Genomic DNA, 25,856 nt, shown 5'->3' with positions numbered 1-25,856 from the left:
CCCTCAAGGCGTCCAGTCCAGGAAATTGGCGATCAGCGCCAGCCCGAGCCGCTGGCTCTTTTCCGGGTGGAACTGGGTGCCGACCATGTTGTCCTTTGCCACCATCGCCGTGAACGTGCCGCCGTAGTCGAATGTGGCCAGGCGGTCTTCGTCGCGGGCGCAGGCGAAGTGATAGGAATGGACGAAATAGGCGTGCAACCCGTCCGGTCCGGTGTCGATGTCCTTCAGGACCGGATGGCCGCCGGGGCGTACGTTGCCAGAACTCACATTGATTGTGTTCCAGCCCATGTGCGGGATCTTCAGCGACGGGTCGGATGGCGTCATCTCGACGACATCGCCCGCAATCCAGCCGAGCCCGTCCACGGTCTCGAATTCCAGCCCGCGGGCCGCCATCAGCTGCATGCCGACGCAAATCCCTAAAAACGGCTTGCCCTGAACCCTGACGGCCTCCTCCAGCGCGTCGATCATGCCGTCTACTGCCGCAAGGCCGCGCTTGCAGTCGGCAAAGGCGCCGACGCCCGGCAGCACCACCCGGTCCGCCTTGAGGACGTGGTCCGGGTCGGCCGTGACCACGACATCCGGATTGAGGGCATGATCGCGGGCAGCGCGCTCGAATGCCTTGGCCGCGGAACGCAGGTTCCCCGAGCCGTAATCGATAATGGCAATGCTCATCTTCGGGTCTCCTGGCCGAGTGTCAGGCCGACGACATGTTCGGTTCCGATCCGGGGAATGATCGGGGCCGCGGTCGGGTGCGGCGGCGTTGCCGGGGCTTTCGCCGTCCCCTGTTCCAGACCGCGGAAGAACCGCAGTTCGGCCTCCTCGACATCGGCGCCGCAGGCGACAGAAATCATCCGCCAGCCCTTGCGCTCAAGCGTCCAGCGGCGCAACCCGTTGGCCTCGAAGGCAAACAGCAGCGAGATTGCCAAAGTGGCGACCGCGGGCGCGGCATCCCCGATCATCGCCGCCGACAGTTCCAGGGCGGTTGCGACGACCAGATAGCCGAGCAGAACCAGCCACATCCTGTGCCACAGCAGGTAGATCGCGGAAAAGCCGAAGGCGAACCAGGAAAAGCGGTCGGCGATGAAGACAAGCCGGTCCGCCGTTTCCGGGCTGGCCGCGGGATCTTTCACATCCGGCGGCGCCATCACCATGTAAGTGCTCATCAGCCGGTCCGTCCGTTAGCCGCCAAGCTGGCCCTTGGTGGTCGGCACCCGGTCGGCCTGGCGCGGATCGATCTCCACGGCCTTGCGCAGGGTGCGGGCGACCGCCTTGAAGCAGGTCTCGGCGATGTGGTGGCAGTTGGAGCCGTAAAGATTGGCGATATGCAGCGTGATCCCCGCGTTCATGGTGAAGGCGCGGAAAAACTCCTCGAAGAGTTCCGTGTCGAAGTCGCCGACCTTGTTCCGGTCGAAGGTCACGTCCCAGACCAGGAACGGCCGCCCGGAAACGTCGAGCGCGCAGCGCGTCAGCGCCTCGTCCATGGCAAGGTGGGTGTCCGCGTAACGGGTGATGCCGGCCATGTCGCCGAGCGCTTCGGAAGTCGCCTGACCCAGCGCGATACCGGTATCCTCCACCGTGTGGTGGAAGTCGATGTGGGTGTCGCCCTCGGCGTGGATGGTGATGTCGATCAGCGAATGGCGCGCAAGCTGCTCCAGCATATGGTCGAAGAATCCGACGCCGGTCGCCACGTCATAGGCGCCCGTGCCATCGAGATTGATGTCGACGGAAATGCGGGTTTCCTTGGTGTTGCGCGAGATTTTCGCTGTGCGCATCTGCTTCCCTTTCGTACGGGCCCTTTCCTTCGGGCCGGTCGCCGTTCCGGCAAACCGGCGCCGTTTTAGCAGGCCCACCGGCCCAAGGAAACACTTATCCGGACAAGGGCGTTACCCAGGAGGATCGATGCAAATGCAAACGGACCCGCAATCGCGTTTCATCTGGCCCATCGACGGTTGCGGTGTTAAGCACTGCGTGCCGCCGCCCGCTTTGCCACCGATTCGAGGATCCGCCCATGACCGTGAGCCCGTTCAAGCCCGAAACCGCCCGCGAGCGCCTGATGCTGCCGCTCGATGTGCCGACGGTGGATGAGGCCAGGGTTCTGGTCGAAAAGACCGCCGGCGCGGTCGGGATCTACAAGATCGGCATGGAGCTGCAATTCGCCGGCGGACTGGAACTGGCGCGGCAACTGGCGTCGGAAGGTCACAAGATTTTCCTCGACGTCAAACTGCACGATATCGACAACACCATCTTCAGCGCGGTCCGCAATGTCGCCAAGATGGGGATGCGCTTCATGACGCTGCACGCCTATCCGAAGACCATGCGCGCGGCAGTCAGGGCGATCCGGGAAGACGGCGTGACGGATCTCTGCCTGCTCGGCGTGACGGTGCTCACCTCCATGGACGACGACGACCTGCATGAGGCGGGGTACCGGGGCCGGGTGGCGGAACTGGTCGCAAAGCGCGCCGCCGATGCGCGCACCGCCGGCATGGGCGGTATCGTCTGCTCACCCCAGGAAGCTGCCGCCATGCGTCCTGTTCTGGGCGACGAACTGGTCATGGTGACCCCGGGCATCCGCCCGGCCGGCAGCGCGGCAGGAGACCAGAAGCGCATCATGACCCCCGGCGACGCCATACGCGCGGGCAGCGACTATCTCGTCGTCGGCCGCCCGATTTCCAAGGCCGACGATCCGAGGGCCGCGGCGGAAGCGGTCGTCGCGGAGATCGAGGAGGCGCTGGCCTGATATCGGCGCTTACAGGCCGGTCATTTCCTTGACCGGCAGGGGGCGCTGCTCCTCGATTGCTTCCATCGCGAAATAGGACGTGACCGAATCCAGTTCCACGCCCGCAATCAGCCGCTGGTAGACCCCATCATAGGCGGCCATGTCCTTCGAGACGACCTTGAGCAGATAATCGTAGTCGCCGCCGATGCGGAAGAAGTCGATGACCTCCGGGATCGACGAAACGTGCCTGCGGAATTTTTCCAGCCATTCGGCGGAATGGTGCCGGGTGCGCACCATGACGAACACCACAAGCCCCAGGTCCAGCTTGGTCCGGTCGAGCCGGGCCGTCTGGCCGGTGAGAATGCCTTTCTTGCGCAGGGCCTGAACCCGGTTCCAGCAGGCGTTGGGCGACAGGTTGACCCGTTCCGCCAGTTCCTTCTGGGTCAGCGATGCGTCTTCCTGAAGCGCCTTCAGGATCTGTTTGTTGAATTGATCGATCATTAGGCTAATTCATCGATAAAATTTGGCTTATTTTGCCGGTTTGGTCGTTAAATAAGTAATTCATTCGATCCGAAATGTCTCAAAATTTATCCCTGTCGATCATGATCATTGGACGGGATAGTGATGACACTCTCAAACTTCTGGGATTCCTTAAATCCCCTGACCGCGGTCGCGGAACTCCGGGACGGGCTGATCGGGGAAAACGTCATTCTGCCGGGACCTTTCGGCGAAACCCGGCTGGTTTATGCCGATTACACCGCCTCCGGCAGGGCACTGCGCCAGGTGGAGGACTTCATCGCCGGTGAGGTTCTGCCCTTTTACGCCAACAGCCATACGGAAGCCTCCTACTGCGGCGCCTACATGACCCGGCTGAGGGCCGAGGCCCGGCAGGCGATCGCCGAGGCTACCAATGCCGGATCCGACTATTCGGTCATCTTCACCGGTTCGGGCGCGACCGCGGGCCTCAACCGGCTCGTCAGCCTGTTCGGCCTGCCTGCCATGGCCGGCGCCCGGACCAAGCCGGTGGTCCTGATCGGTCCCTATGAGCACCATTCCAACATCCTGCCCTGGCGGGAAAGCGGTGCGGATGTCATTCCGATCCCGGAAGCAACGGACGGCGGTCCCGATCTCGATATTCTCGAGTTCGTCCTTTCCAACCTTCAGGACCGGTCGCTTGTCATCGGCGCCTTTTCCGCAGCCTCCAACGTTACCGGCATCGTGACCGATGTCGATGCGGTGACTGCTTTGCTAAAGCGCCATGGTGCGCTCGCCGTCTGGGACTACGCCGGCGGCGGTCCCTATCTCCCGGTCGACACGGCCCCCGCACCGGGCCTGGAAAAGGATGCGGTCGTCCTGTCGCCGCACAAGTTTCCGGGCGGCCCGGGCGCATCCGGCGTGCTGATTATCCGCAATGACGCGGTCAGGACCAAAACCCCGACCTGGCCGGGTGGCGGTACGGTGTCCTTCGTCTCGCCCTGGGGCCACGATTATTCGAATTCCCTGATTGCCCGGGAAGAGGCCGGCACGCCCAATGTTATCGGCGATATCCGCGCCGCCCTGGTCTTTCTGGTGAAGGCTGCGGCGGGACAGGCATTCATCTCGCGCCGGGACGCGGACTTTACCGAAACAGCCTTTGCCGCCTGGCAGAACCATCCGAATATCCGGATCCTTGCCGCAGACAGGCGCAACCGCCTGCCGATCTTTTCGCTCCGGGTCACTGACAACGACGGCGCATCCGTGCATCCGCAGCTGTTCACGCGCATGCTGAGCGATTTCTACGGCATCCAGGCCCGCGGCGGCTGCGCCTGCGCCGGCCCTTACGCCCACCGGCTTCTGGATATCGAGAAACCGCAGTCTGAAGAGCTGCGGACCGCCATTCGCGAGGGCCGGGAAATGGAAAAGCCGGGTTGGACCCGGCTCAATTTCAGCTACCTGATGTCGGACGCCACGGCAGATTATATCTGCAACTCCGTGCGCGACCTGGCGGATCGGGCCGGAGGCTTGCGCGATCTTTATCAGGCCGATCCCGCCACCGCCCGCTTCAAGCTGGCGGGATAAAACAAAACCTCCCCGCTTTCCTTGCGAAAACGGGGAGGCTCTTCCTCTGGATTATGGCGCCAGGCCGTAGCCTAAGCTCTATTCCGCCGCGTCCACCTTCAGGACACCGCGGCGGATCTGGTCTTCCTCGATGGATTCGAACAGGGCGCGGAAGTTGCCTTCGCCGAAGCCCTCGTCGCCCTTGCGCTGGATGAATTCGAAGAAGATCGGGCCGATCACGGTCTTGGAGAAGATCTGCAGCAGGATCTTGGTCATGCCGCCGTTCACCACGCCTTCGCCGTCGATCAGGATGCCGTGCTTCTTCATCCGCTCGATCGGCTCGTCATGGCCGTGGACCCGGTCGAAACTCTTTTCGTAATAGACATCCGGCGGGCCGGGCATGAATTTCAGGCCGTTGTCGGCAAGCTTGTCGGTGGAATCGTAGATCCCGTCCGTGCCGACGGCGATGTGCTGGATGCCTTCGCCCTTGTACTTCTTCAGGTATTCGACGATCTGGCTGGTGTCGTCCTTGGACTCGTTCAACGGAATCCGGATCTTGCCGCAGGGCGACGTGATCGCCCGGCTGACGAGGCCGGTGATGCGGCCGTCGATGTCGAAATAGTGGATCTGGGTGAAGCCGAACAGCTCGCGGTAGAAGTCCCACCACTTGTCCATATTGCCGCGGTAGACGTTATGGGTCAGGTGGTCGAGATAGTAGAAGCCGACGCCTTCCGGCCGCGGGTCGCGTTCGCCGAGCCACTCGAATTCCGCGTCATAGGCGGAGCCGTGAACGCCGTAGCGATCGATGAAATAAAGCAGGGAGCCGCCGATGCCGACGATTGCCGGCACGTCGAGAGCCTTGTCGTTGCCCTCATAGGGCGTGGCGCCCTTGGAAACCGCGTAGTCGAAAGCATGCTGGGCGTCGACCACGCGCCAGGCCATGGACGGGGCGCAGGGGCCGTGTTCGTCCACGAAGCTCATGGCATGGCTGCCCGGCTCGGCATTCAGGATGTAGTTGATGTCGCCCTGGCGCCAGACGGAGATGTTCTTCGTCTTGTGACGGGCAACCTCGGTGTAACCCATCTTGGTGAAGAGCTCGGCTAGCTTCTCCGGTTCGGAATGAGAGAACTCGACGAATTCGAAACCGTCCGTGCCGGCGGGATTGTCTTCGGTGATCTTCGCAGGCGGTGCGTCGTGCGGAAACGGGCCCATGTCATCCTCCTTTGCGTTTCGCATTGAAGATCAGAATGCGCGAAAATCCGTGCGACATGTGTGCAATGTCAGGAAAATAACGTATGTTGTTGCACGAAACGCGCATGAAAACGGAAAATGATGCATGCCTGTCGCACTCGATGGCTTCGATCTGAAACTGCTTGCGGTCCTGCAGGAAAACGCGGCCTTCACCAACCAGGAAATCGGCCAGCGGATCAGCCTGTCGGCGAGCCAGGTGTCCCGCCGCCGCCAGAGGCTGGAAAAGGAGGGCGTCATCCGCCGCTACCGCGCCGATCTGTCCCCGGACGCGCTCGGCCTGACGGTGACCGCCTTCGTCGGCGTGACGCTCGGTGCGCACAGCCGGGAAAACGCCCGCAAGTTCCGCCTCATGGTGACGGCCATGCCCGAGGTGCAGGAAGCCCATACCCTGACCGGCGACGTCGACTACATGCTGAAGGTGGTGGTGAAGGACCTGAAGGCCCTGAGCCGGATCATCAACGACGAACTTCTGCCCCATGAGGCGGTCCAGAACGTGCGTTCGTCGATCGCCATGGAAACCCTGAAGGACGACAATCTGCTGCCGCTTGAGTGATCCAAACCTTGCCTAGCGCGGGTGCCTTCCCCATCTGTGAAACGGTTCAACAGCAGAAGATGGCCGCCGCGGAACCGCCGCAGGGCCTTGCAGACGGGAGAAAGAGAATGTTCGACGCCAAGTCCCTGCTCGATCAGTTTCTGGGTGGCGCCGCCGGCGGCGCGACAGGGAGCGGCTCCGGCCGGCGCTCCGGCGGATCGAATGATCTTCTCAACCAGGGCAAGGACTTCCTGTCATCGCAGGGCGGCGGACTGGCGCTGGGCGGACTGGCGGGCCTGATGCTCGGCACCAAGACCGGCCGGAAAATCGGCAAGAAGGCGGTGACTTACGGTGGCTTCGCCCTGGTCGCGGGCCTGGCCTACAAAGCCTATCAGGGGTATCAGGCGAACCAGCAGGGCGCGCCGCGCCCGCAGATGGAGCCGGTGCCGGTGGAAGGCCCGAAGGAAACGCCCTTCGACGCAGCCCGTGCCCCGGGCGGCGAAAACGCCTTTGCCCTCACCCTGCTCACCGCGATGATCCAGGCTGCCAAGGCCGATGGTCATATCGACGCGGAGGAACAGGGCCGGATTTTCGCCAAGATAGACGAGGCGGAACTCGACAGTGAGGCAAAGGCGTTCCTGATGGACGAACTGCGCGCGCCGCTCGATCTCGACAAGGTGGTCGCCGGAGTGACATCTCCGGAATCGGCTGCGGAAATCTATGCCGCCTCGCGCCTTGCCATCGACCCGGACCACCGGGCCGAACAGGCCTATCTCAACATGCTCGCCGCACGGCTCAATCTGGATCCGGCGCTGGTCGAGGAAATCGAACTGGCTGTGCGGGAGGCCGAGGGCGCCTGAGCGCTCGCAAATCGGGTCGCCGGAAGGTCCCTGCATGGCTAAGACGGCATCGGTAACACGAGGAGCCGTGAGCCCATGCATTTCCAGATCAATCCGCTTCCCGGCGGCGCCTTTGCCTATCTGTCCTGCCTCACCGAGGATGAACTCGCCGCCCGTCACATTCGGACCTATGTGGCGGATGAAAAGCCCGGGTTCCCTTGCCGGGTCAGCCTCGCCGATGCGGAAATCGGAGAGAAGGTCTTCCTGCTTCATTACGAACACCAGCCGAACGACACCCCTTACCGGGCAAGCCATGCGATCTTCGTCAAGGCCGATGCCGTTTCACGGCAGCCGGAGCCGGATACGGTCCCGGAAAGCATAGCCAGCCGGCTGTTGTCTGTCCGGGCCTTCGACAAGACCCATGCAATGATCGACGCGGAGGTGATCGAGGGCCGGGATGTGACCGGTCTTATCGGGAAGATGTTCGAAAACCCGGACGTCGACTACCTGCACCTGCATTACGCCCGCCGCGGCTGCTTTGCCGCCGAGGTCAGACGCGCTTAGCAGATTGCGGTTCCTGCCGGTGCCAGGCGATGAGCATGATCATCGCCATGGCCATCAGGTAGGGGAAATAGAACCGCGTCTCGAAATGCGGAAAGACGATGTATTTGGCGCAGATCGAGGCGAACATCCCGTAGAGAAGCACCTTCGTCCGCTCGCTCAGCTGTGCCGGATCGATCACCTTCGCAAAGAACAGGACCTCGGCGAACAGCAGCGCGAGCCAGTTTTGGTGCATGATCGAGCGGACCGTCGAACGCACCAGCATCTTCAGATAAATCGCTGCGGAAAACGGCGGATGGAAACCCTCCAGCGTGGGCACGTATTCCACGTGGGTGAACCACAGGTGTATCCACCAGCCCGGATGATCGGAGTTCGAGGTCAGCCAGACATAGCCGGCAACGCAGATTGCGAAACAGGCGGTCATGACCCAGCGCCCCGGTCCGTAGATCCAGGCGAAGACGAAGAAGACGCCGATGAAGGCGAGATGATCGGGCCGAATGAAAAACGCGGCGATCAGCGACAGTGCGGCCGGAATGTCCTGGCGTTCCAGATATAGAAAGGCCGCCAGCAGGATGAAGACCGAGGCATAGAGGTCCGGACTGAGAAGAGCGGCGGATTCTCCGAAACTCGACAGCACCAGCAGCCCGGCGACGACGGGTCCGTACATCAGCGCGCCGTTGCGCGCCAGCCAGAGCATGAGGACGGCGCCGACGGCGAGCGCCGACCCGATGGAAATCAGCCGCAGGGCCTTCACCGGATCGACGAACCGGGTGAGCGCTCTCGCGGTTTCGATGTAAAGCACCTTCAGCCGGTAGAAGCCCAGCATGGTGGCAAAGGCGCGCGGATCCTTGAACTGTCGGATCCGGTACTCCCGGTCCTGGGTCAGGGTCAGAAACTCGCCGGGAGAGACATTCTCCTTGAGGAGCTCATAGGACTTGTCGTGCAGTTCCATCGGATCGGTGATTTCCGGCTCCAGGATCGAAGCGGTATAGGCGATCATGTCCCAGTTGGAGACGGGATAGACATGGACGACCGCGGCCGTGGTAATCACCAGGAGGGCCAGGACCCCGGCGCCGATCCAGCTCCGCAACGGCCGGTAGATCCGGCAGACGCCTCGATAGAGGGTCAGGAAGACGGTTTCCAAAAGCTGGGCGGCACGGGACACGGGGCTCTCCGGAAGGTGCGGGATTGCCGGAAGACCCTGCCTGTTTCCGGTAACGATAGCGTAAATTTTGCCGATGGTGACGTCTGCAATCGTCATGATGCGTAAAAGCGAAACCGTTGTGCAGCCTTGACGCTTGCCCTTTGGTCGGCGACGTGTCTCCAATTGGTCTAATGAAAAGGACTGACCGGGAGGCACCATGCAGGATCTGGGCGAATGGGACTATGTCATTGTCGGCGCGGGATCCGCTGGCTGCGTTCTCGCCAATCGCCTGTCGGAAGATCCGGATGTGAAGGTGCTTCTGCTCGAGGCGGGCAAGGACGACAATTACATCTGGGTCCATATCCCGGTCGGCTATCTTTACTGCATGGGCAATCCGCGCACCGACTGGGGGTTCAAGACCGCCAAGGATCCGGGGCTGAACGACCGCTCGCTGATGTATCCGCGGGGCAAGGTGCTCGGCGGCTGTTCGTCGATCAACGGCATGATCTACATGCGCGGCCAGGCGCGCGACTACAATCAGTGGCGCCAGCTTGGCCTTGAGGGCTGGAGCTGGGACGACGTTCTGCCGTTCTTCCGCAAGTCTGAGGATCACTACAAGTGGAACGATGACCTGCACGGCCAGGGCGGCGGTATCCGGGTCGAGGAACAGCGCCTGTCCTGGGAAGTGCTCGACAGCTTCCGGGAGGCCTGCGCGGAGACCGGCATCCCGAAGATTGACGATTTCAACACCGGCGACAATTTCGGCGTTTCCTATTTTCAGGTGAACCAGAAATCCGGCATCCGCTGGAACACGGCGAAGGGCTTCCTGCGCCCGGCCATGAAGCGGCCGAACCTGAAGGTCGTCACCCAAGCCCATGCCAGCCGGATCCTCGTCGAGGACGGCCGGGCGGCGGCGCTCGAACTGGATGTCAAAGGCGCGCCGGCAAAGGTTTCGATCAAGGGTGAACTGGTGCTGTCGGCGGGCTCCATCGGTTCGCCGCAGCTTCTGGAACTGTCCGGCATCGGCGACCCGGAGGTTCTGTCCTCCGCCGGTGTCGGCGTGACCCATGCTCTGCCGTCGGTGGGCACGAACCTGCAGGATCACCTGCAGCTCAGGACGATCTTCAAGGTCAAGGGCGCGAAGACCCTGAACCAGATGGCGAACACGCTTGTCGGCAAGGCCAAGATCGCGATGGAATACGCGCTGAGCCGGTCCGGCCCGATGTCCATGGCGCCCAGTCAGCTCGGCGCCTTTGCCAAGTCCGATCCGTCCTATGAGACGGCCAATATCGAATATCACGTGCAGCCGCTGTCGCTCGACAAGTTCGGAGATCCCCTGCACGACTTCCCGGCGATCACGGCGAGCGTATGCAACCTGCGCCCCGAGAGCCGCGGCCATATCCATATCACCTCGCCGGACAAGCACGTGCAGCCGGAAATCCTGCCGAATTACCTGTCTGCCGAGGCGGACCGGAAGGTGGCGGCCGATTCCATCCGCCTGACCCGCAGGATCATGGCCGCACCGGCCATGGCAAAATACGCGCCGGAGGAATATCTGCCCGGACCGGACTACACGAGCGACGAGGAGCTGGCCCATGCGGCCGGCGACATCGGCACGACCATCTTCCATCCCGTCGGCACCTGCCGGATGGGCGCCGACGAGGCGTCGGTGGTCGACAGCCGCCTGCGCCTGCGCGGGATAAAGGGCATTCGTGTCGCCGATGCCTCCGTCATGCCGACGATCACCTCCGGCAACACCAATGCGCCGTCCGTCATGATCGGCGAAAAGGCGGCCGACATGATCCGTGCGGATCGCCGCGCTGCCGTGTAGATTGTCAGGCGGTATTGGCTGGGAAGGATCACCCGAACCGATGACGAAAGACTTTCCGAGGGTCCGCCTGCGCATCGTCCTGGCGCCGGGCGTGGCATTCGGTCCCGGAAAAGCGGATCTCCTTGAAGGCATTGAGGAAACCGGCTCGCTCAGCGCTGCCGGCAAGCGTCTGCGCATGAGCTACAAGCGCGCCTGGAACCTGGTCGGGGACCTGAATGCCCAGTTCGCCGAGCCCGTTGTCGAAACCGCAAAGGGCGGGTCCGGCGGCGGCGGCGGAAGCCGTCTGACGCCCTTCGGCAAGCATCTGCTCGAAACCTTCCGCACCGTTGAAGCCCGGATGCAGGCCGATTCAGCAACGGAATTCGAGGCGCTTTCCAGCATGGTCAAGTCTTCGCTTGAATCCGGCGAGCCATCCGATTAACGTTCGATATGTTCCATCGGACATATCGAGGATTTTCATGTTCCGTTTCTCCGGCCGTTTTCCCCGTAATCTCCTTGGTATCGCTATGGCTGCCGCCGTGGGTCTTGGCGCCATGGCCGGTCCCGCCCTGGCTGACCGGATCACCGTTTTCGCCGCCGCCAGCATGACCGACGCCCTGAAACGCATCGGCTCTGCCTATACGGACAAGACCGGAACCGAGGTGGTCTTTTCCTTTGCCGGGACAGGCGCGCTCGCCCGCCAGGTCGAAGCAGGCGCACCCGCCGATGTCTTCGTCTCCGCTGATGAAGCCTGGATGGCTTATGTGAACAAGGCCGGTGCCGTGAAGCCGGATAGCATCCGGCCGATTGCGGCGAATTCCCTGGTTCTCGTCGGTCCCGCCTCGGCCGACCCCCTGGCGCTGGAGCCGAAAGCGCTGGCCGGCCGGCTCGATGGCAACCGGCTTGCGATCGCCGATACCGAAACCGTTCCGGCCGGGCGCTACGGCAAGGCCGCCCTTCAGGCAACCGGCCTGTGGGACACAGTGGCCGATAACCTCGCGCCGATGGACAATGTCCGTGTCGCTCTGGCATCGGTCGCCCGCGGCGACACGCCTCTTGGCGTCGTCTATGGGTCCGATGCCCATATCGAGCCGAAGGTCCGCGTCCTTGCCGTCTTTCCCGCAAATTCCCATCCCGCTATCGTCTATCCGGCTGCATTGACGAAAAACGCGGGCGACGGAGCCCGGGGCTTTCTGGATTTTCTGACCGGCCCGGACGCGCAGGCGATCTTCACCGACAGCGGCTTCACCGGTGTTGGCGGATAAGTCCTTGAAGGTGATATAGAGGTCGGGACCAGGACGTGAGGGAACGGGACAGGCGTGGGGTTTTTTGAGCTTCAACCGGAGGAATGGCAGGCGTTGGTCCTGACGCTGCAGGTGGCCGCAACGGCCCTGTGCTTTGCCGTGCCTCTCGCCGTCGCCGTTGCCTATGTGCTGGCGCGCTACCGGTTTCCCGGCCACGGTATCGTCAATGCCCTGGTCCACATGCCTCTGGTGCTGCCGCCGGTGGTGACCGGTTATCTGCTTCTGCTCCTGTTCGGGCGGAACGGCCCGGTCGGCCGCTTCCTTGCCGAGACCTTCGGGATCGTGTTCGCCTTCAACTGGACCGGAGCAGCACTTGCCGCCGGTGTCATGGCCTTCCCGCTGATCGTCCGGCCGGTCCGGCTTGCCTTCGAGGCGGTCGATCCGAAGCTTGAGGAAGCCGCCGCCTCGCTCGGCGCCCATCGCATCGTGACCTTCGCCGTCGTTACCCTGCCCCTGACCCTGCCCGGCATTCTGGGCGGCGCCATCTTAGGGTTCGCCAAGGCCATGGGCGAGTTCGGCGCGACCATCACCTTCGTCTCCAACATTCCCGGCGAAACCCGGACCCTGGCGCTGGCGCTTTATACGGCGACCCAGACCCCGTCCGGAGACCTCGCAGCCTTCCGTCTGACCCTGATTGCGGCCGTCGTCGCCTTCGGCGCGCTTATCGTCTCGGAAATCTGGGCACGCCGCCTGCGCCGGCGGATCGGAGGCGCCGATGTTTAAGGTCGATCTGAAAGGTCACGTGGGCAGTTTCCGGGTCGAGGCCGCGTTTCAGGGCACGTCCGGCGTGACCTCCCTGTTCGGTCAGTCCGGCGCGGGCAAGTCGACGATCACCAACATGATCGCCGGAATTCTGCGTCCCGACAGCGGCCGGATCACGGTCAACGGCGAGGTCCTTTTCGATTCCGAACGCGGCATCGACGTCCCTGCACGGGCGCGCCGCGTCGGTCAGGTTTTTCAGGATGCGCGGCTGTTTCCGCATCTGAGCGTGCGCTCCAATCTGACCTTCGCGCGCTGGGCCGGGCGCCGCCACGATACCCGCTCCCTTGAAGAAGTCGTCGACCTCTTGGGGATCGGCCATTTGCTGGATCGCAAGCCGGGCGGGTTGTCCGGTGGCGAGCGCCAGCGGGTGGCGATCGGCCGGGCCTTGCTGTCGGCGCCAAGGCTCCTGCTGATGGATGAACCGCTTGCATCGCTCGACCAGGGCCGCAAGGCGGATATCCTGCCCTATCTCGACCGACTGCGGAGCGAGGCCGGGATCCCGATCCTCTATGTCAGCCATGCCATGGAGGAGGTTGCCCGCCTGTCGCAGACGCTGGTGATCGTCTCCGAAGGCAAGACGATTGCCTCCGGCCCCGTTGCCGAAATTCTCTCCCGTGTCGATCTCGGCAGGGCGACCGGTCGGCACGAGGCCTCGGCCCTGCTTGAAGGCGTGGTCTCCCGCATCGATCCGGAATGGGGCCTCAGCAGCGTCGACATCGGCGGCCAGGTCGTTCAGGTGCCCGGGCTCGACGCGCCGCTGGGCGAGGCCATACGCCTGCGTATCCTTGCCCGCGACGTGGCGGTCGCGACGTCGGAACCCAAGGACCTCAGCATCCGCAATGCGCTTGCAGGTACGATCACCAGCATTACCGATGAAAGCGGTCCCTATACCGAAATCCTCTGCAGGGTCGGCGATCAGGCCCTCAGAGCGCGCGTGACACGCGCCTCCGCGTCCGGGCTCGGCCTTGCTCCCGGCAAGTCGGTGTTCCTGCTGATCAAGAGCGTTGCCATCGCAAGGCGTCAGCGCGCACCCGCACTGGGCGCCGAATTGACAGACGCGACAGGTCAGCAAACGCTGGTATAACTGACCCATGAGCAGTTTGACGCGCCGGCGGCTGACCCGAAGGATCAAGCTTCTCGCGGCAAGTTTCATTCTGGCCGTGAGCGTCGGGGTCGTGTGGCTGACCGGTCTGATCAGTCTGGATTTTTTTCTGGGAGAGGTTCAGCGGAGGGCCGACGCGACCCTTGCCGTTCAGGCCGCGGTTCTGGAAAAACTCCTGGACAAGTTCCGCCTGATGGCGCCGCTGATGGCGCGCGGCCCGGACGCGGCCGAAATCGTTCTCAACCTCGATGCGGAGCGCGGCAAGCAGGTGGCCGCCATCGCCGCCGGCATGGCAGGCGCCGAGGAAGTCTGGTTCCTGGACCTGAACGGCGACGTGATCGTGTCCAGTACCAGCAACGACCTGATCGCGACCGGCAGCGGCAAGGCGGCCATCCGCGTCGTGTTCCGCCAGGCGATCCAGGGACAGCTCGGGCGCCAGCTCCTGCCGGGCACGCAAAACCGGCCGGCAAGTTATGTGTTCGCCTCCGCCGTCCGCGAGCATGATGCGGTGGCGGGCGTGATCGCGGTGCGGGTCGGTCTCGCCGATGTGGAGCAGGCCTGGGCGCTGAGCAAGGATCCGATCGTCGCCCTCGATCCTCACGGTTCCGTGGTCGTGACCAATGTGCCCGCCTGGCGGGGTAGGCAGTTCTCGGAGCTGACGGAGGAGGCCAATGTCGTCGTGTCGCATGGCGACGGCGAATTGACCGAGGTCATGAAACTGACGGACCGGGCCCGCGGCAAGAGCCATCTGCAGCTCGCCACCAGGCTCCCGGCGCTGGACTGGTCCGTGGTGATCCTGGCGGATACCACCGAGGCCCGGCGTCAGTCGGCACGGGCGATGGTGATCGCCATCCTCTTGTGCATCATTGCCGGCGGCGCCGTCTGGGCCATGCTGGCGCGGCGCGAGGAAATGGCCCGCCGGCACAGGCGCGACAGGGCCGCCGCGCTGCGGCTTGAACGGCGGGTGCGCAGCCGGACCGCGGATCTGAGAAAGGCCAATGCGCAGCTGGAACAGGAGGTGCGCGACCGGCTGCAGGCGGAAGCCGACCTGCGCCTTGCCCAGGCGGAGCTGGTCCAGGCGGCGAAGCTCGCGACGCTGGGCAAGATGTCGGCCGCGCTTAGTCACGAGTACAACCAGCCGCTGGCGGCGATCCGGTCTGACGCGGAAATCGCGGAAATGCTGATTGCCCGGGGCTCGCCCGACAAGGCGATCGGAAATCTGTCGCGCATCGGCAGCATGGTGGCGCGCATGGCCGAAATCGCCCGGACCCTGAAGGGTTTTTCCCGCCGGTCGGGCACCGATATCCGCCCGGTTTCCCTGCGCCAGGCGATTGACGAGGCGCTGTTGCTGGTTATGCCGCAGATCAAGCGGAGCGGGGTGTCCCTGAAGACCCGGTTGCCGAAGGAAGACATTGTGGTTGCCGGCGGACGCATTCGCCTGGAACAGGTGATCGTGAACCTGATGACCAATGCGCTCGATGCGGTCAGGGACCGGCCGGATCCTCAGATCGAGCTCAGGCTGGAGCAGGAGGGAAGTCGGGTCCGGTTGACGGTGACCGACAATGGCAAGGGGATCGATGCGGAAACCCTGCCCCATATCTTCGATCCCTTCTTCACCACCAAGGAAACCGGCGCCGGGCTGGGCCTCGGGCTTTCGATCGCCTACAAGATCGTCCATGATTTTTCCGGCACCCTGACGGCCCGCAACACGGATGCGGGCGGAGCGGAATTCACGATCCGGCTGCCGGTCGCCGGTGAGAAAACCATAGCTGCGGAATAGAACCAGATGGATCAGGCCTGCGTCCTGCTAATTGACGACGAAGAAGATCTCCGGGCCTCGCTGACCCAAGGGCTGGAACTCAGCGGCCAGACGGTGATGGCGACGGGCAATCCGGAAGATGCGCTGGAGCGCATCACCCGAGACTTCTACGGGGTGCTGGTCACCGATATCCGCATGCCCGGCGAGGACGGCTTCCAGGTCATGCGCAAGGCGTTCGAGATCGACCCTGCGCTGCCGGTGGTCCTGATCACCGGCCACGGCGACGTGCCGCTTGCGGTCGAGGCCATGCGTGCCGGCGCCTACGACTTCATGGAAAAGCCGTTTTCGGTGTCGAGCCTGGCCTCGGTCGTCGACCGGGCGCTCGACAAGCGCCGTCTGGTGCTGGAAAACCGCAAGCTGCGCGAGGAACTGGCCGACCGGACCGGGATCGAGGGGCGGTTGGTCGGACGGGCGCCGGCCATGGACCAGTTGCGTCGTACGGTGGCAGCGCTTGCCCCGACCGACGCGGATGTCCTGATCCTGGGCGAGACCGGGTCGGGCAAGGAAGTGGTCGCCCGGGCGCTGCATGACGAGGGCCCGCGCCGGTCCCGGCCCTTCGTGGCGCTCAATTGCGGCGCCTTGCCGGCCGAAATCATCGAATCCGAACTCTTCGGCCACGAGAAGGGCGCCTTTACCGGCGCCAGCGGCCAGCGCATCGGCAAGCTGGAACATGCCCATGGCGGCACGGTGTTTCTCGACGAGATCGAATCCATGCCGCTGGAACTGCAGGTCAAGCTGCTCCGGGTGATCGAGACCCGGACCATCGAACGGCTCGGCTCCAACAAGTCCATCGATCTCGACGTGCGCTTCATCGCCGCCACCAAGGAAGACCTTGAGGCGGCGGGCCGCGACGGCCGGTTCCGGCTGGATCTCTTCTACCGGCTCAACGTGGTCACGGTGGCGATCCCGCCGTTGCGCGATCGGCTGGAGGACATTCCGCTCCTGTTCCAGCACCTCGCCGTCGAGGCCCGGGCCCGCTACCGGCGCGAGATTCCGGACATGCCGGACAGTTTCCTGGCAAAACTCATGGCACACGACTGGCCCGGCAATGTGCGCGAATTGCGCAATGTCGCCGACCGCTTCGTGCTCGGGCTGGAAACCGAAGCCACCGCCTCGAACGGCAGCGGCGCCAGCCTGTTCGATCAGGTGGCGGCCTACGAAAAGGCGCTGATCGCCGCCGAACTGAAGAAGAACGGCGGGGTGATCAAGGAGACCTACGAGGGCCTCGGCCTGTCGCGAAAAGCGCTCTACGAAAAGATGCGCAAATACGGTCTTGCGAAGGAAGACATGATTTCGGCCGATTAAATCCGGATCCGATGTCACAGTTGGGCAAATTGGCTCGTCGTTCGGGTGTCAATGAGTTCACATCAGAATGGAAGACATCGATGACATCTGCAGCCTTAATCAATCATGAGCAGCATATCCCGGACGTTTTGAGGGCCTTCGCCGAAGCCCATGCCCGGATCTGCAAGACGCCGCTCGACGGCAGACTGCATCATCTGGTGAAGCTGCGTGCCTCCCAGATCAACGAATGCGCTTTTTGCGTGAAGATGCATAACGCCGAAGCGCGCAAGGACGGGGAAACCGCCGATCGCCTCGAACGCCTGGTGGTCTGGCGTCATGTGGACGACTTCACCGACGCCGAAAGGGCAGCCCTTGCCTGGACCGAGGCGCTGACGCGGCTTGACGACAAGGAGGACTATGGCCGGTTGCGCGCTGACCTTCAGCAACATTTCACCGACGAGGAAATCAGCGCGATCACCGCGGCCGCGGCCATGATCAACCTGTGGAACCGGATCGGAATCTCCAATCACTGAGATGAAGACGCTCGAGACCAAAACGAAACGGTTCGAGGATGCGAGGCCCCAGCTGATGGGCCTCGCTTACCGTATGCTCGGTGTCGTGGCCGATGCGGAAGATGCGGTTCAGGACACGTTTCTCAAATGGCAGGCGGCGGATCTGGCCGGCATCCGCAACCCGGAAGCCTGGCTTGTGACTGTCTGCACCAACCGCTGCCTGGACATTCTCAAATCGGCGTCGAGGACGCGGATGAGCTACGTCGGCCCCTGGATCCCGGAACCCCTGCAGACCGAGACGATTTCCATCCAGGAGGAGGATCTCGACCGGGCCCAGTCGCTGACCACCGCCTTTCTCCTGCTTCTGGAGCGGCTGACGCCAAAGGAGCGCGCCGCCTTTCTGCTCAGGGAAATTTTCGGCAAGCCCTATGACGAGGTCGCCCGCACACTTGGAATAAAGGAGGCGGCCTGCCGGCAACTTGTGTCCAGGGCCGCGAAATCCGTCCGGCAGGATCAGGCGCGGTTCGCGCCGTCCGCCGAACAGCAGGAGGCGTTTCTGGCGGCCTTCCAGAACGCCCTTGTCACCGGCACTGCCGATCAACTCGGCGATCTTCTGGCCGAGACCGTCAGCCTGAGAACGGACGGCGGCGGCAAGGCAACGGCCATCAGCCGGGTGCTGGAAGGTCCGGAGCTTGTCGGCAAGTTCATTGCCCGTGTTCTCGGCCGGCTCTGGGCGGATGCCAGGATCGAGCGGCGCGAGGTCAACGGCATCGGTGGGCTCGTCATTCTGGACGCAGACACCGTCGTGACCGCCATGACAATCGGTTACACGCCGGAGGGCACGGTGGACCGGATCTACATCACCCGAAATCCGGACAAGCTCCGGCACCTGACGGCGCCGGCTCGCCATGACCCGGCCACCGGAGGCCTGCGGTTCCACTAGTATTTATGTGTCGATTTCGACACATTTGCTCTGCTTCGTGGGTCGGGACCGACACGCTTCCGGCCATTCCGGTGGCGCGCGTGGCGTGATTTCTTCAATTATTGCTGAAATCTTAAGGCTTCCGGCCGTCTGGCACGGCCGTTGCTATAATGGGCCCAGCGTGAGTACCGCGCAGCCGGGTGCATTCGCATCCGGAGTGACAGGAAATGTCTGGGAGGACATCCATGAAAAAATTCGTTCTGGCTGCGGCAACCGCGGCCACTTTCGCTTTGTCCGGCGCAGCCTTCGCGGCTGACGAATGCAGCGACGGCGAAATCGTCATCAAGTTCAGCCACGTGGTGGCGGCAACCGGTCACCCGAAGGGCGACGCCGCGACCATGCTGGCGGACCGCGTCAACAAGGAAATGGACGGCAAGGCCTGCATGCAGGTGTTCCCGAACTCGCAGCTTTTCGACGACGACAAGGTCATGGAAGCGCTGCTGCTCGGCGACGTCCAGCTTGCAGCCCCGTCGCTGTCCAAGTTCGAGGCCTACACCAAGAAGTTCCGCCTGTTCGACCTGCCGTTCCTGTTCCAGGACCTGAACGCGGTCGGCCGCTTCACCCAGAGTGACGCCGGCAAGGGTCTTCTGAATTCCATGACCGACGTCGGCTACACCGGTCTCGGCTACTGGATGTCGGGCATGAAGCAGTTTTCGGCCAACAAGCCTCTGCTGCTGCCGACCGATGCCGCAGGCCTGAAGTTCCGCGTGCAGACCTCTGACGTGGCGGTCGCCATGATCGAAGCCATGGGCGCCAATGCCCAGAAGCTTGCCTTCAAGGAAGTCTACGGCGCCCTGCAGACCGGCGTTGTCGACGGTCAGGAAAACACCTGGTCGAACATCTACACCAAGAAGTTCTTCGAGGTTCAGGACGGTGTGACCGAGACCAACCACCAGTCCTTGGCCTATCTGCTGGTGACCTCCGACGAGTGGCTGAAGGGCCTGGATCCGGAAATTCGTGACCAGTTCCTGACCATCGTTAACGAAGTGACCCTGGCCGCCAATGCCAAGGTTGCCGAGAAGGAAGCCATGAACCGTCAGCGCATCCTGGACGCCGGCACCACCATCCGCGTGCTGACCCCTGAACAGCGCAAGGTCTGGGTCGAAACCATGAAGCCCGTCTGGACCAAGTTCGAAGGCGACATCGGCACCGATCTGATCGAGGCCGCACAGGCTTCGAACGACGCGAGCTGATTGAAGCTGACAGGAAGCGGGAAGGCCGGATAAGGCCTTCCCGCACCGATCCGGGACAAGAAACAGAAATTCGATAAGACCGGAGCCGGGCCCGGCTCGGGGGGGAGGACACATGAAACGCGTCGACAATTGGGTCACGCGCTTTGAGGAAAGCGTGCTTGCGTTTTTGCTCGCAGCCATGACCATCGTTTCATTCACGCAGGTGGTCGCGCGCTACGGCTTCAATGCCGGCTGGGGCGGGGCGCTGGAATTCACGCGGATCCTGTTCGCCTGGCTGATCCTTTTCGGCATGAGCTACGGCATCAAGATCGGCGCGCATCTGGGCGTCGATGCGATCATCCGCTTGTTCCCGCGTCCGATCTTCCGTGCCTTTGCCGTGTTCGGCGCCCTTTGCGCCGTCGCCTATGCGATCATCCTTCTTTATTCCGACTGGCTGCAGGTCTTCGGCGCCCATGCCCGCGGCGGCGCGATCGACTACTGGATGAAGATGTACAAGATCGGCATCGGGCTCGACGATCTTCGCTATCCGGATTTCATGCAGGAAGTTTTCGGCACCAAGGACCGCGTCCAGCGCTGGATTGCCTACCTGATGCTGCCGCTCGGCCTGGGGCTGCTGGCGTTCCGCTCTATCCAGGCGGTCTGGCAGATCGTCACCGGCGAACGTGAAATGGTGATTGCGGCCCACGAGGCGGAAGACCTCGTTGCCGAAAACAAAGATGCGCTGAAGGACTGAGGGGGAAATCATGGAAGCCGCAGTCCTTTTCGTCATGGTCCTGGGACTTTTGTTCCTGGGCGTTCCGATTGCGATCTCGCTGGGCCTGTCCAGCGTCATCGCTATTGCCTTTTTCTCGCACGACTCGATTTCCTCGGTCGCGCTGCAACTGTTCACCGCATCGCAGAACTACACACTGCTCGCCATTCCCTTCTTCATTCTGGCTTCGGCCTTCATGTCGACGGGGGGCGTCGCCCGGCGCATCATCCGCTTCGCCATCGCCTGTGTCGGCCATGTGCGCGGCGGTCTGGCGATCGCGGCGGTGTTTTCGTGCATGCTGTTCGCGGCCCTGTCCGGATCGTCGCCGGCGACGGTGGTTGCCATCGGCACCATCGCCATCGCCGGCATGCGCCAGGTCGGCTACACCAAGGAATTCGCCGCCGGTGTCATTGCCAATGCGGGCACGCTCGGCATCCTCATCCCGCCGTCCATCGTCATGGTCGTCTATGCCGCCGCAACCGACGTTTCCGTCGGCCGCATGTTCCTGGCGGGCGTCATCCCCGGGCTCGTCGCCGGCCTGATGCTGATGATCGCGATCTACGTCAACGCCCGCATGAAAAACATGCCGAAACAACCTTTCGCCGGCTTGAGCGAGGTCATGTCGTCGGCCGGCGAAGCCGCCTTCGGCCTGCTTCTGATCGTCATCATCCTAGGCGGTATCTACGCCGGCATCTTCACGCCGACGGAAGCCGCCGCTGTCGCCGCCGTTTATGCCTTTTTTATCGCGGTCTTCATTTACCGCGATATGGGGCCGCTGAAAGAGCACCCGTGGTACACGGAGGACACAGGAGAAAAGGCGATATCGGGCTTTAAAACCCTGACGCTGACCTTGTTCGTATTCGCTTGCGCACCTGTTGCGATCGCCTGGCTCGTCTTGTGTGCTCTGCTGGCAAATCTGGGAATTGAGTTCGGGTATGAATTCCGGATTGCGGTTGCAGGCATAATCGAGATCATCACGCTTTTGATGGCGCTTTTTCTCTATCCCCTTTGGTACGAAAAGCTTGAAGCGAGAGAGCTCCCGGAAGCATTTTGGGGAGGGCTCAAGATCTGGGGCCGGAACCTGTGGCTGATCCTGTTCTATTTCCTGCCCGGCTGCTTCCACAGCGATACCAAGAAGGTGCTGACGGACGCGGCGAAGACGACGATCATGCTGATGTTCATCATCGTCAACGCGCTGCTGTTTGCCCATGTGCTGACCTCGGAACGCATTCCGCAGGCCATCACCGACTGGATGATCGGCGTCGGCTTCAACTGGTTCACCTTCCTGATCGCCGTGAACATCCTGCTCCTGATCGGCGGCCAGTTCATGGAACCCTCCGGCCTGCTCCTGATCGTGGCGCCTGTGGTGTTTCCGATCGGACTCGAACTCGGCGTCGACCCGATCCATCTCGGCATCATCATGGTGGTGAACATGGAAATCGGCATGATCACCCCGCCGATCGGGCTGAACCTGTTCGTGACCTCGGGGATAACGGGCATGAGCCTGTTCCGCGTGGTTCGCGCCGCGGCCCCCTTCGTGGCGATCCTGATGGTGTTCCTGGTGATGGTGACCTACATCCCGGGGCTTTCCACCTGGCTGCCCTACTGGCTGATGGGTCCGGAAATCGTCACAAGGCATTGAGCTAGGTCCGAAAAAAAGAGGACGGGGCATTGCGCCCCGGCCTCTGATTGCCAGCCAAACCATCCATCGTCACCCCGGGCGAACACAGTGAGACCCGGGGCCGGCGAGGCAGAAGCCTGACGAACTTGGTAGAGTTGATCTCGCGAAGACTTTGGCTCTCCGGTCCCGGCTCTCCGCGTGCGCTCCGGCCGGGATGACGAAATCGAGATTTGTAATGAAGCTAAGGCCGGGGCATCGTGCTCCGGCCTTTTTCTTTTGCCGTCAGCCGGTAACAGCTGGCCCGACATAGCGCGACGCGGGCCGGATCAGTTTGCCGGTTGCCTGCTGTTCCACCACATGGGCGCACCAGCCGGGAGTACGGCCGGTGGCGAAGAGCGGGGTGAACAGGCTGCGGTCGATGCCGACCGCATCGAGCAGGACGGCGGTGTAGAACTCCACATTGGTGTCGAGCTTCCGGTCCGGTTTGGCGCGGGCAAGGGCGGAAAGCGCTTCTCTTTCGACCGCTTCGGCAAGAGCCAGCCGCGGGTCGCCCCTGGGCAGGTCGGCAAGGCCGTTCTTCAAGACATCGGCGCGGGGATCGCGGGTGCGGTAGACCCGGTGGCCGAAGCCCATCAGCCGTTCGCCGCGCTCGATTTCCGCCGCGATCCAGCTTTCCGCATTGTCCGGCGTTCCGACCGCGTCGAGCATGTCGAGCACCGGGCCCGGCGCACCGCCGTGAAGCGGGCCTTTCAGGGCGCCCATGGCCCCGATGACGGAATCACGCATGCCGGCCCGGGTCGAGGCGATCACCCGCGCGGTGAAGGTGGAGGCGTTGAGACCGTGATCGAGGATCGTGACCAGATACCGGTCGAGTGCATTGACCGCATAGGCGAGCGGCCGCATGCCGGCCAGCATGCGTAAGAGGTCCTCTGCCGAGGAGAGCGTCGGATCGGGGCTAATCGGGATGTCACCGGCCTCCAGGCGTGCGGCCGATGCCAGAAGAACGGGGAGGGCGCCGGAGATCAGTTCCGCTTCCGTCAGGCCCGTATCCTCCGGCAGGGCGCATATCCCGAGCCGCATGCGGTTGTAGACGCCGATGCCGGCCGGGGCCTTCTCCATGGCGGGCAGGGCGGCTGTTGCCATGCGCCTCGCCTGGGCGAAGGTTTCCTTCAGATCCGGCCCGGAGGTGGGAACAAGATCGCCCCAAAGGTGCCGGACGGCATCCTCGAACGGCATGCGGCCGGCAAGATCCTCGATCCGTCTGCCGCGAAGAACCAGCTCTCCGTTCTGGCCGTCGACGTCGCTCAGCACGGTGTCCGCGACGACGATGCCTTCCAGGCCGGCATCGGGCACGAGATCGGCGGGTTTGATGGCGTGGGTCATGTCGGTCTCCTTCTTTCGGATGGCGACACTCAAATCGGAGAGCTTGATATCGTCAATATTGATAAATACAATCAATATATGTCGACACCGATCTATCTCTCCGCTTCGGAAGCGGCAACTGAGCTCGGCGTGCGTCCCCAGACGCTTTACGCCTATGTCAGCCGCGGGCTGATCCGTTCCATCCCCGGCCCCGGCAAGCAGCGCCGCTACGACGCCTCGGATGTGCGCCGGCTGCAGGGGCGAAAGGATGGGCCGGGCGAGGGCGGCTCCCGCCCCTTGTCCGGCGACGAAGTGCTGGAAACCCGGCTGACCCTGATCGCGGACGGCGGTCCGTACTACCGTGGCCATTCGGCCACCGGTCTTGCCCGGTCCTCGACCCTGGAGGCGGTGGCGACCCTGTTGTGGGATTGCGATACCGATCCCTTCGCCGGCAAGGTACCCGCGCCGCCTCCGGCGGCGGACCCGGCGCTTGGGCCGATCGACCGGCTGATGATGGCGGTTGCCGCCTGGCCAGCGCAGGACCGGGCGGCCTATACCTTGTCGCCGGTTCTGCTTGCGGAAAAAGGCGCGGACCTGCTGCGCTATGGCGTCGCCGCGCTTCTGGACACGGACCCGAGTGCCGATCCGGTTCATGAGCAATTTACGAAGGCCTGGACCGTGGAGCCGTCCGTGGCGCCGGTCCTGCGGGCGGCTTTGGTGCTCGTCGCCGATCATGAACTCAACACCAGCGCCTTTGCCGCGCGCTGTGCCGCCTCCACCCGCGCGCCGCTCCATGCCACGCTTCTGTCGGGTCTCGGTGCCTTTTCCGGCCCGCGCCACGGGGCGGCCTCCGACCGGGTGTCGGCCTGGCTTGAGGAAATCGATGAGCCTGAAGATGTCGACCGTGTAATCGGCGGACGGCTGGCGCGGGGCGAACCGCTGCCCGGTTTCGGCCACACGGTCTATTCCGGCCCGGACCCGCGCGCGGAGTGCCTGCTGGCGATCCTAAAGGAACAGGCGGGCGGCACACCCTTCGTCGATCTGCTGCCGTCCGTCATTGATGCCGGCAACGAGTTTTACGGCCTGAAACCCAACATCGATTTCGCTCTGGCCGCAGCACAGAAAGCGTTTTCCCTTCCCGAAGGCGCCGGGAAGCTTCTGTTCTGCGGCGGCCGTATCGTCGGCTGGATCGCCCATGCCCTGGAACAGTACCGGATCCCCGAACAGATCCGGCCCCGGGCGGCCTATGTCGGCGAGAGGCCTTCCTAGGCGTTAGAGGTTGATGCCTTCTTCCTCGATGTAGATGCGCACGATCTCATCGAACGAGGTATCGGCCTGAAACCCAAGGCTCTTAGCGCGGGCGGCATCGAACTGGCGCGGCCAGCCGGCAACGATCCGCTGCACCGTTTCGTCCGGTTCGCGACGGATCAGCTTCACGCGTTCTTCGCCGCCGATCCGGCGCAGGGAGTCGATTTCCTCGCCCACGGTGACCGGCAGGCCGGGCATGGTCAGGCTGCGGCGCGGGCCGATCTTTTCACCGTCCATGTTGGCGGCATGGATCAGAAAGCCGACCGAGGCACGCGGGCTCGCCATCCAGTGCAGCACGTCGTCACCGACCGGAAGCTGCGCCTCCTGACCGTTCAGCGGTTCGCGGATGATGCCGGAAAAGAACCCTGAGGCGGCGGCATTGGGCTTTCCGGGCCGCACCACAACGGTCGGCAGGCGAATGCCGATCCCGTTCATCATGCCGCGGCGGGTGAGATCGGCCAGCAGCAGCTCGCCGATCGCCTTTTGCGTGCCGTAGGAGGTGAGCGGGGTCAGGTGGAACTCGTCCGGGATCGGGTCCGGGAACGGCGCGCCGAAGACCGCGATGGAGGACGTGAACACCACGCGCGGGCAGTAGCCGTCTCCCGCAAGCCGGATCGCCTCGAACAGCCGTTGCGTTCCGTGCAGGTTGATCCGGTAGCCCTTTTCGAAATCGGCTTCCGCCTCGCCGGAAACGATGGCCGCAAGATGAAAGATGATTTCCGGCCGTTTGGCGATCAGGGCCTCTGCCTGTCCGGGCAGGGAAAAGTCGCAGGCCGTCGTCTCGACGGGACAGGGCGCTCCGGACGGAACGGACGGGGCGACGACATCGGCCAAAAGGAGCTCGCCGATCTCCCGTCCGCCCAGGTTTTGCTCTTTAACCAGCCGGTCGACGAGTTTGCGCCCGATCATTCCGGCCGCACCGATCACCAGAACCTTGACCATTCCAATCCCTCCCGGATTTTCGAT

At 63.3% G+C, this 25,856-nt stretch carries 26 protein-coding genes; 18 read left to right on the top strand and 8 right to left on the bottom strand.

Annotation, left to right across the window (positions count from 1 at the left end; translation table 11 throughout):
* Positions 1-3: 3 nt before the first annotated feature.
* Genes hisH through hisB form a run of 3 tightly spaced genes read right to left on the bottom strand, consistent with a single transcriptional unit; the run spans position 4 to position 1,772 of the window.
* Entirely contained in the window at positions 4-672 is a 669-nt protein-coding gene (gene hisH, locus HK439_RS22775; RefSeq protein WP_190293784.1) for an imidazole glycerol phosphate synthase subunit HisH, read from the bottom strand.
* Positions 669-1,163: a DUF2628 domain-containing protein gene (locus HK439_RS22770; RefSeq protein WP_190293783.1), complete on the bottom strand. Its 495-nt coding sequence runs from the start codon at positions 1,161-1,163 to the stop codon at positions 669-671. The genes hisH and HK439_RS22770 overlap by 4 nt, the downstream gene beginning before the upstream one ends.
* 15 nt (positions 1,164-1,178) lie before the next feature.
* Positions 1,179-1,772: an imidazoleglycerol-phosphate dehydratase HisB gene (hisB, locus tag HK439_RS22765; RefSeq protein ID WP_190293782.1), complete on the bottom strand. Its 594-nt coding sequence runs from the start codon at positions 1,770-1,772 to the stop codon at positions 1,179-1,181.
* A 236-nt stretch (positions 1,773-2,008) separates the two neighbouring features.
* Here hisB and pyrF point away from each other — a divergent pair, with 236 nt between their 5' ends.
* Positions 2,009-2,737 (top strand): orotidine-5'-phosphate decarboxylase, encoded by a 729-nt coding sequence (gene pyrF, locus HK439_RS22760; RefSeq protein ID WP_190293781.1) that lies wholly within the window; start codon positions 2,009-2,011, stop codon positions 2,735-2,737.
* Between the two features lie 9 nt (positions 2,738-2,746).
* On the opposite strand, the gene HK439_RS22755 is transcribed toward pyrF, so the two are convergent.
* Positions 2,747-3,217, bottom strand: a complete 471-nt coding sequence (locus HK439_RS22755) for an Lrp/AsnC family transcriptional regulator (RefSeq protein ID WP_209012013.1) — start codon at positions 3,215-3,217, stop codon at positions 2,747-2,749.
* A gap of 123 nt (positions 3,218-3,340) precedes the next feature.
* Here HK439_RS22755 and HK439_RS22750 point away from each other — a divergent pair, with 123 nt between their 5' ends.
* Entirely contained in the window at positions 3,341-4,774 is a 1,434-nt protein-coding gene (locus HK439_RS22750) for an aminotransferase class V-fold PLP-dependent enzyme (RefSeq protein ID WP_190293780.1), read from the top strand.
* Between the two features lie 78 nt (positions 4,775-4,852).
* On the opposite strand, the gene hppD is transcribed toward HK439_RS22750, so the two are convergent.
* Positions 4,853-5,965, bottom strand: a complete 1,113-nt coding sequence (gene hppD / locus HK439_RS22745) for a 4-hydroxyphenylpyruvate dioxygenase (protein ID WP_190293779.1) — start codon at positions 5,963-5,965, stop codon at positions 4,853-4,855.
* Between the two features lie 124 nt (positions 5,966-6,089).
* On the opposite strand from hppD, the gene HK439_RS22740 reads away from it, so the two are divergent.
* From HK439_RS22740 to HK439_RS22730, 3 genes are all read left to right on the top strand, one after another.
* Entirely contained in the window at positions 6,090-6,557 is a 468-nt protein-coding gene (locus HK439_RS22740) for an Lrp/AsnC family transcriptional regulator (protein WP_190293778.1), read from the top strand.
* A 107-nt stretch (positions 6,558-6,664) separates the two neighbouring features.
* Positions 6,665-7,396, top strand: a complete 732-nt coding sequence (locus HK439_RS22735; RefSeq protein ID WP_190293777.1) for a tellurite resistance TerB family protein — start codon at positions 6,665-6,667, stop codon at positions 7,394-7,396.
* A gap of 75 nt (positions 7,397-7,471) precedes the next feature.
* Positions 7,472-7,939: a DUF1203 domain-containing protein gene (locus HK439_RS22730; RefSeq protein ID WP_190293776.1), complete on the top strand. Its 468-nt coding sequence runs from the start codon at positions 7,472-7,474 to the stop codon at positions 7,937-7,939.
* Here HK439_RS22730 and HK439_RS22725 read toward each other — a convergent pair.
* Positions 7,926-9,101, bottom strand: coding sequence for a hypothetical protein (locus HK439_RS22725; protein WP_190293775.1), 1,176 nt, complete (start codon positions 9,099-9,101; stop codon positions 7,926-7,928). The two genes, HK439_RS22730 and HK439_RS22725, sit on opposite strands and share 14 nt — an antisense overlap.
* Positions 9,102-9,297: 196 nt before the next feature.
* On the opposite strand from HK439_RS22725, the gene HK439_RS22720 reads away from it, so the two are divergent.
* From HK439_RS22720 to HK439_RS22665, 12 genes are all read left to right on the top strand, one after another.
* A complete protein-coding gene (locus tag HK439_RS22720; RefSeq protein WP_190293774.1) occupies positions 9,298-10,911 on the top strand; it encodes a GMC family oxidoreductase N-terminal domain-containing protein in 1,614 nt (537 codons plus the stop codon).
* A gap of 40 nt (positions 10,912-10,951) precedes the next feature.
* Complete coding sequence (locus HK439_RS22715; RefSeq protein ID WP_190293773.1) at positions 10,952-11,332, top strand: winged helix-turn-helix domain-containing protein; 381 nt, start codon at positions 10,952-10,954, stop codon at positions 11,330-11,332.
* Between the two features lie 37 nt (positions 11,333-11,369).
* The gene (gene modA, locus HK439_RS22710) at positions 11,370-12,155 is read left to right on the top strand and encodes a molybdate ABC transporter substrate-binding protein (RefSeq protein WP_190293772.1); all 786 of its coding nucleotides are present in this window, start codon (positions 11,370-11,372) and stop codon (positions 12,153-12,155) included.
* A 54-nt stretch (positions 12,156-12,209) separates the two neighbouring features.
* Positions 12,210-12,917, top strand: coding sequence for a molybdate ABC transporter permease subunit (modB, locus tag HK439_RS22705; protein ID WP_190293771.1), 708 nt, complete (start codon positions 12,210-12,212; stop codon positions 12,915-12,917).
* Positions 12,910-14,040, top strand: a complete 1,131-nt coding sequence (gene modC / locus HK439_RS22700; protein ID WP_190293770.1) for a molybdenum ABC transporter ATP-binding protein — start codon at positions 12,910-12,912, stop codon at positions 14,038-14,040. Before modB ends, modC begins: the two co-directional genes overlap by 8 nt.
* 7 nt (positions 14,041-14,047) lie before the next feature.
* A complete protein-coding gene (locus tag HK439_RS22695) occupies positions 14,048-15,838 on the top strand; it encodes a sensor histidine kinase (protein ID WP_190293769.1) in 1,791 nt (596 codons plus the stop codon).
* 6 nt (positions 15,839-15,844) lie between these two features.
* Positions 15,845-17,182, top strand: a complete 1,338-nt coding sequence (locus tag HK439_RS22690) for a sigma-54-dependent transcriptional regulator (RefSeq protein WP_190293768.1) — start codon at positions 15,845-15,847, stop codon at positions 17,180-17,182.
* Between the two features lie 80 nt (positions 17,183-17,262).
* Positions 17,263-17,694 carry a carboxymuconolactone decarboxylase family protein gene (locus HK439_RS22685; protein WP_190293767.1) on the top strand — a complete coding sequence of 144 codons (432 nt, stop codon included), beginning with the start codon at positions 17,263-17,265 and terminating at the stop codon, positions 17,692-17,694.
* A 1-nt stretch (position 17,695) separates the two neighbouring features.
* Positions 17,696-18,616 (top strand): RNA polymerase sigma factor SigJ, encoded by a 921-nt coding sequence (gene sigJ, locus HK439_RS22680; RefSeq protein WP_190293766.1) that lies wholly within the window; start codon positions 17,696-17,698, stop codon positions 18,614-18,616.
* 224 nt (positions 18,617-18,840) lie between these two features.
* The gene (locus HK439_RS22675) at positions 18,841-19,848 is read left to right on the top strand and encodes a DctP family TRAP transporter solute-binding subunit (protein ID WP_190293765.1); all 1,008 of its coding nucleotides are present in this window, start codon (positions 18,841-18,843) and stop codon (positions 19,846-19,848) included.
* Between the two features lie 112 nt (positions 19,849-19,960).
* Entirely contained in the window at positions 19,961-20,581 is a 621-nt protein-coding gene (locus HK439_RS22670; RefSeq protein ID WP_190293764.1) for a TRAP transporter small permease, read from the top strand.
* 10 nt (positions 20,582-20,591) lie between these two features.
* Complete coding sequence (locus tag HK439_RS22665) at positions 20,592-22,241, top strand: TRAP transporter large permease (protein WP_190293763.1); 1,650 nt, start codon at positions 20,592-20,594, stop codon at positions 22,239-22,241.
* A gap of 261 nt (positions 22,242-22,502) precedes the next feature.
* Here HK439_RS22665 and HK439_RS22660 read toward each other — a convergent pair whose 3' ends face one another.
* Complete coding sequence (locus HK439_RS22660; RefSeq protein ID WP_190293762.1) at positions 22,503-23,603, bottom strand: citrate synthase/methylcitrate synthase; 1,101 nt, start codon at positions 23,601-23,603, stop codon at positions 22,503-22,505.
* A 78-nt stretch (positions 23,604-23,681) separates the two neighbouring features.
* Between HK439_RS22660 and HK439_RS22655 the strand changes: the two genes are divergently transcribed.
* Complete coding sequence (locus tag HK439_RS22655; protein ID WP_190293761.1) at positions 23,682-24,851, top strand: citrate/2-methylcitrate synthase; 1,170 nt, start codon at positions 23,682-23,684, stop codon at positions 24,849-24,851.
* Between the two features lie 3 nt (positions 24,852-24,854).
* Here HK439_RS22655 and denD read toward each other — a convergent pair whose 3' ends face one another.
* On the bottom strand, positions 24,855-25,832 hold the full coding sequence (gene denD / locus HK439_RS22650; RefSeq protein ID WP_190293760.1) for a D-erythronate dehydrogenase: 978 nt from the start codon (positions 25,830-25,832) through the stop codon (positions 24,855-24,857).
* Positions 25,833-25,856 lie beyond the last annotated feature (24 nt).

It is taken from the genome of Roseibium aggregatum, from assembly GCF_014692675.1.
GTDB classification, from domain to species: domain Bacteria; phylum Pseudomonadota; class Alphaproteobacteria; order Rhizobiales; family Stappiaceae; genus Roseibium; species Roseibium aggregatum_C.
This window is presented reverse-complemented; position numbering and strand designations above follow the sequence as displayed.

Excerpts from the sequence above, each read along its gene's own strand:
- HK439_RS22730 (WP_190293776.1), top strand. The coding sequence starts at position 7,472 with ATGCATTTCCAGATCAATCCGCTTCCCGGCGGCGCCTTTGCCTATCTG.
- hisH (WP_190293784.1), bottom strand. The coding sequence starts at position 672 with ATGAGCATTGCCATTATCGATTACGGCTCGGGGAACCTGCGTTCCGCG.
- modA (WP_190293772.1), top strand. The coding sequence starts at position 11,370 with ATGTTCCGTTTCTCCGGCCGTTTTCCCCGTAATCTCCTTGGTATCGCT.
- HK439_RS22695 (WP_190293769.1), top strand. The coding sequence starts at position 14,048 with ATGAGCAGTTTGACGCGCCGGCGGCTGACCCGAAGGATCAAGCTTCTC.
- sigJ (WP_190293766.1), top strand. The coding sequence starts at position 17,696 with ATGAAGACGCTCGAGACCAAAACGAAACGGTTCGAGGATGCGAGGCCC.
- HK439_RS22665 (WP_190293763.1), top strand. The coding sequence starts at position 20,592 with ATGGAAGCCGCAGTCCTTTTCGTCATGGTCCTGGGACTTTTGTTCCTG.
- HK439_RS22750 (WP_190293780.1), top strand. The coding sequence starts at position 3,341 with ATGACACTCTCAAACTTCTGGGATTCCTTAAATCCCCTGACCGCGGTC.
- modC (WP_190293770.1), top strand. The coding sequence starts at position 12,910 with ATGTTTAAGGTCGATCTGAAAGGTCACGTGGGCAGTTTCCGGGTCGAG.
- HK439_RS22675 (WP_190293765.1), top strand. The coding sequence starts at position 18,841 with ATGAAAAAATTCGTTCTGGCTGCGGCAACCGCGGCCACTTTCGCTTTG.
- HK439_RS22685 (WP_190293767.1), top strand. The coding sequence starts at position 17,263 with ATGACATCTGCAGCCTTAATCAATCATGAGCAGCATATCCCGGACGTT.
- hppD (WP_190293779.1), bottom strand. The coding sequence starts at position 5,965 with ATGGGCCCGTTTCCGCACGACGCACCGCCTGCGAAGATCACCGAAGAC.
- HK439_RS22740 (WP_190293778.1), top strand. The coding sequence starts at position 6,090 with ATGCCTGTCGCACTCGATGGCTTCGATCTGAAACTGCTTGCGGTCCTG.
- denD (WP_190293760.1), bottom strand. The coding sequence starts at position 25,832 with ATGGTCAAGGTTCTGGTGATCGGTGCGGCCGGAATGATCGGGCGCAAA.
- HK439_RS22770 (WP_190293783.1), bottom strand. The coding sequence starts at position 1,163 with ATGAGCACTTACATGGTGATGGCGCCGCCGGATGTGAAAGATCCCGCG.
- pyrF (WP_190293781.1), top strand. The coding sequence starts at position 2,009 with ATGACCGTGAGCCCGTTCAAGCCCGAAACCGCCCGCGAGCGCCTGATG.
- HK439_RS22720 (WP_190293774.1), top strand. The coding sequence starts at position 9,298 with ATGCAGGATCTGGGCGAATGGGACTATGTCATTGTCGGCGCGGGATCC.
- HK439_RS22670 (WP_190293764.1), top strand. The coding sequence starts at position 19,961 with ATGAAACGCGTCGACAATTGGGTCACGCGCTTTGAGGAAAGCGTGCTT.
- hisB (WP_190293782.1), bottom strand. The coding sequence starts at position 1,772 with ATGCGCACAGCGAAAATCTCGCGCAACACCAAGGAAACCCGCATTTCC.
- HK439_RS22735 (WP_190293777.1), top strand. The coding sequence starts at position 6,665 with ATGTTCGACGCCAAGTCCCTGCTCGATCAGTTTCTGGGTGGCGCCGCC.
- HK439_RS22715 (WP_190293773.1), top strand. The coding sequence starts at position 10,952 with ATGACGAAAGACTTTCCGAGGGTCCGCCTGCGCATCGTCCTGGCGCCG.
- HK439_RS22690 (WP_190293768.1), top strand. The coding sequence starts at position 15,845 with ATGGATCAGGCCTGCGTCCTGCTAATTGACGACGAAGAAGATCTCCGG.
- HK439_RS22655 (WP_190293761.1), top strand. The coding sequence starts at position 23,682 with ATGTCGACACCGATCTATCTCTCCGCTTCGGAAGCGGCAACTGAGCTC.
- HK439_RS22660 (WP_190293762.1), bottom strand. The coding sequence starts at position 23,603 with ATGACCCACGCCATCAAACCCGCCGATCTCGTGCCCGATGCCGGCCTG.
- HK439_RS22755 (WP_209012013.1), bottom strand. The coding sequence starts at position 3,217 with ATGATCGATCAATTCAACAAACAGATCCTGAAGGCGCTTCAGGAAGAC.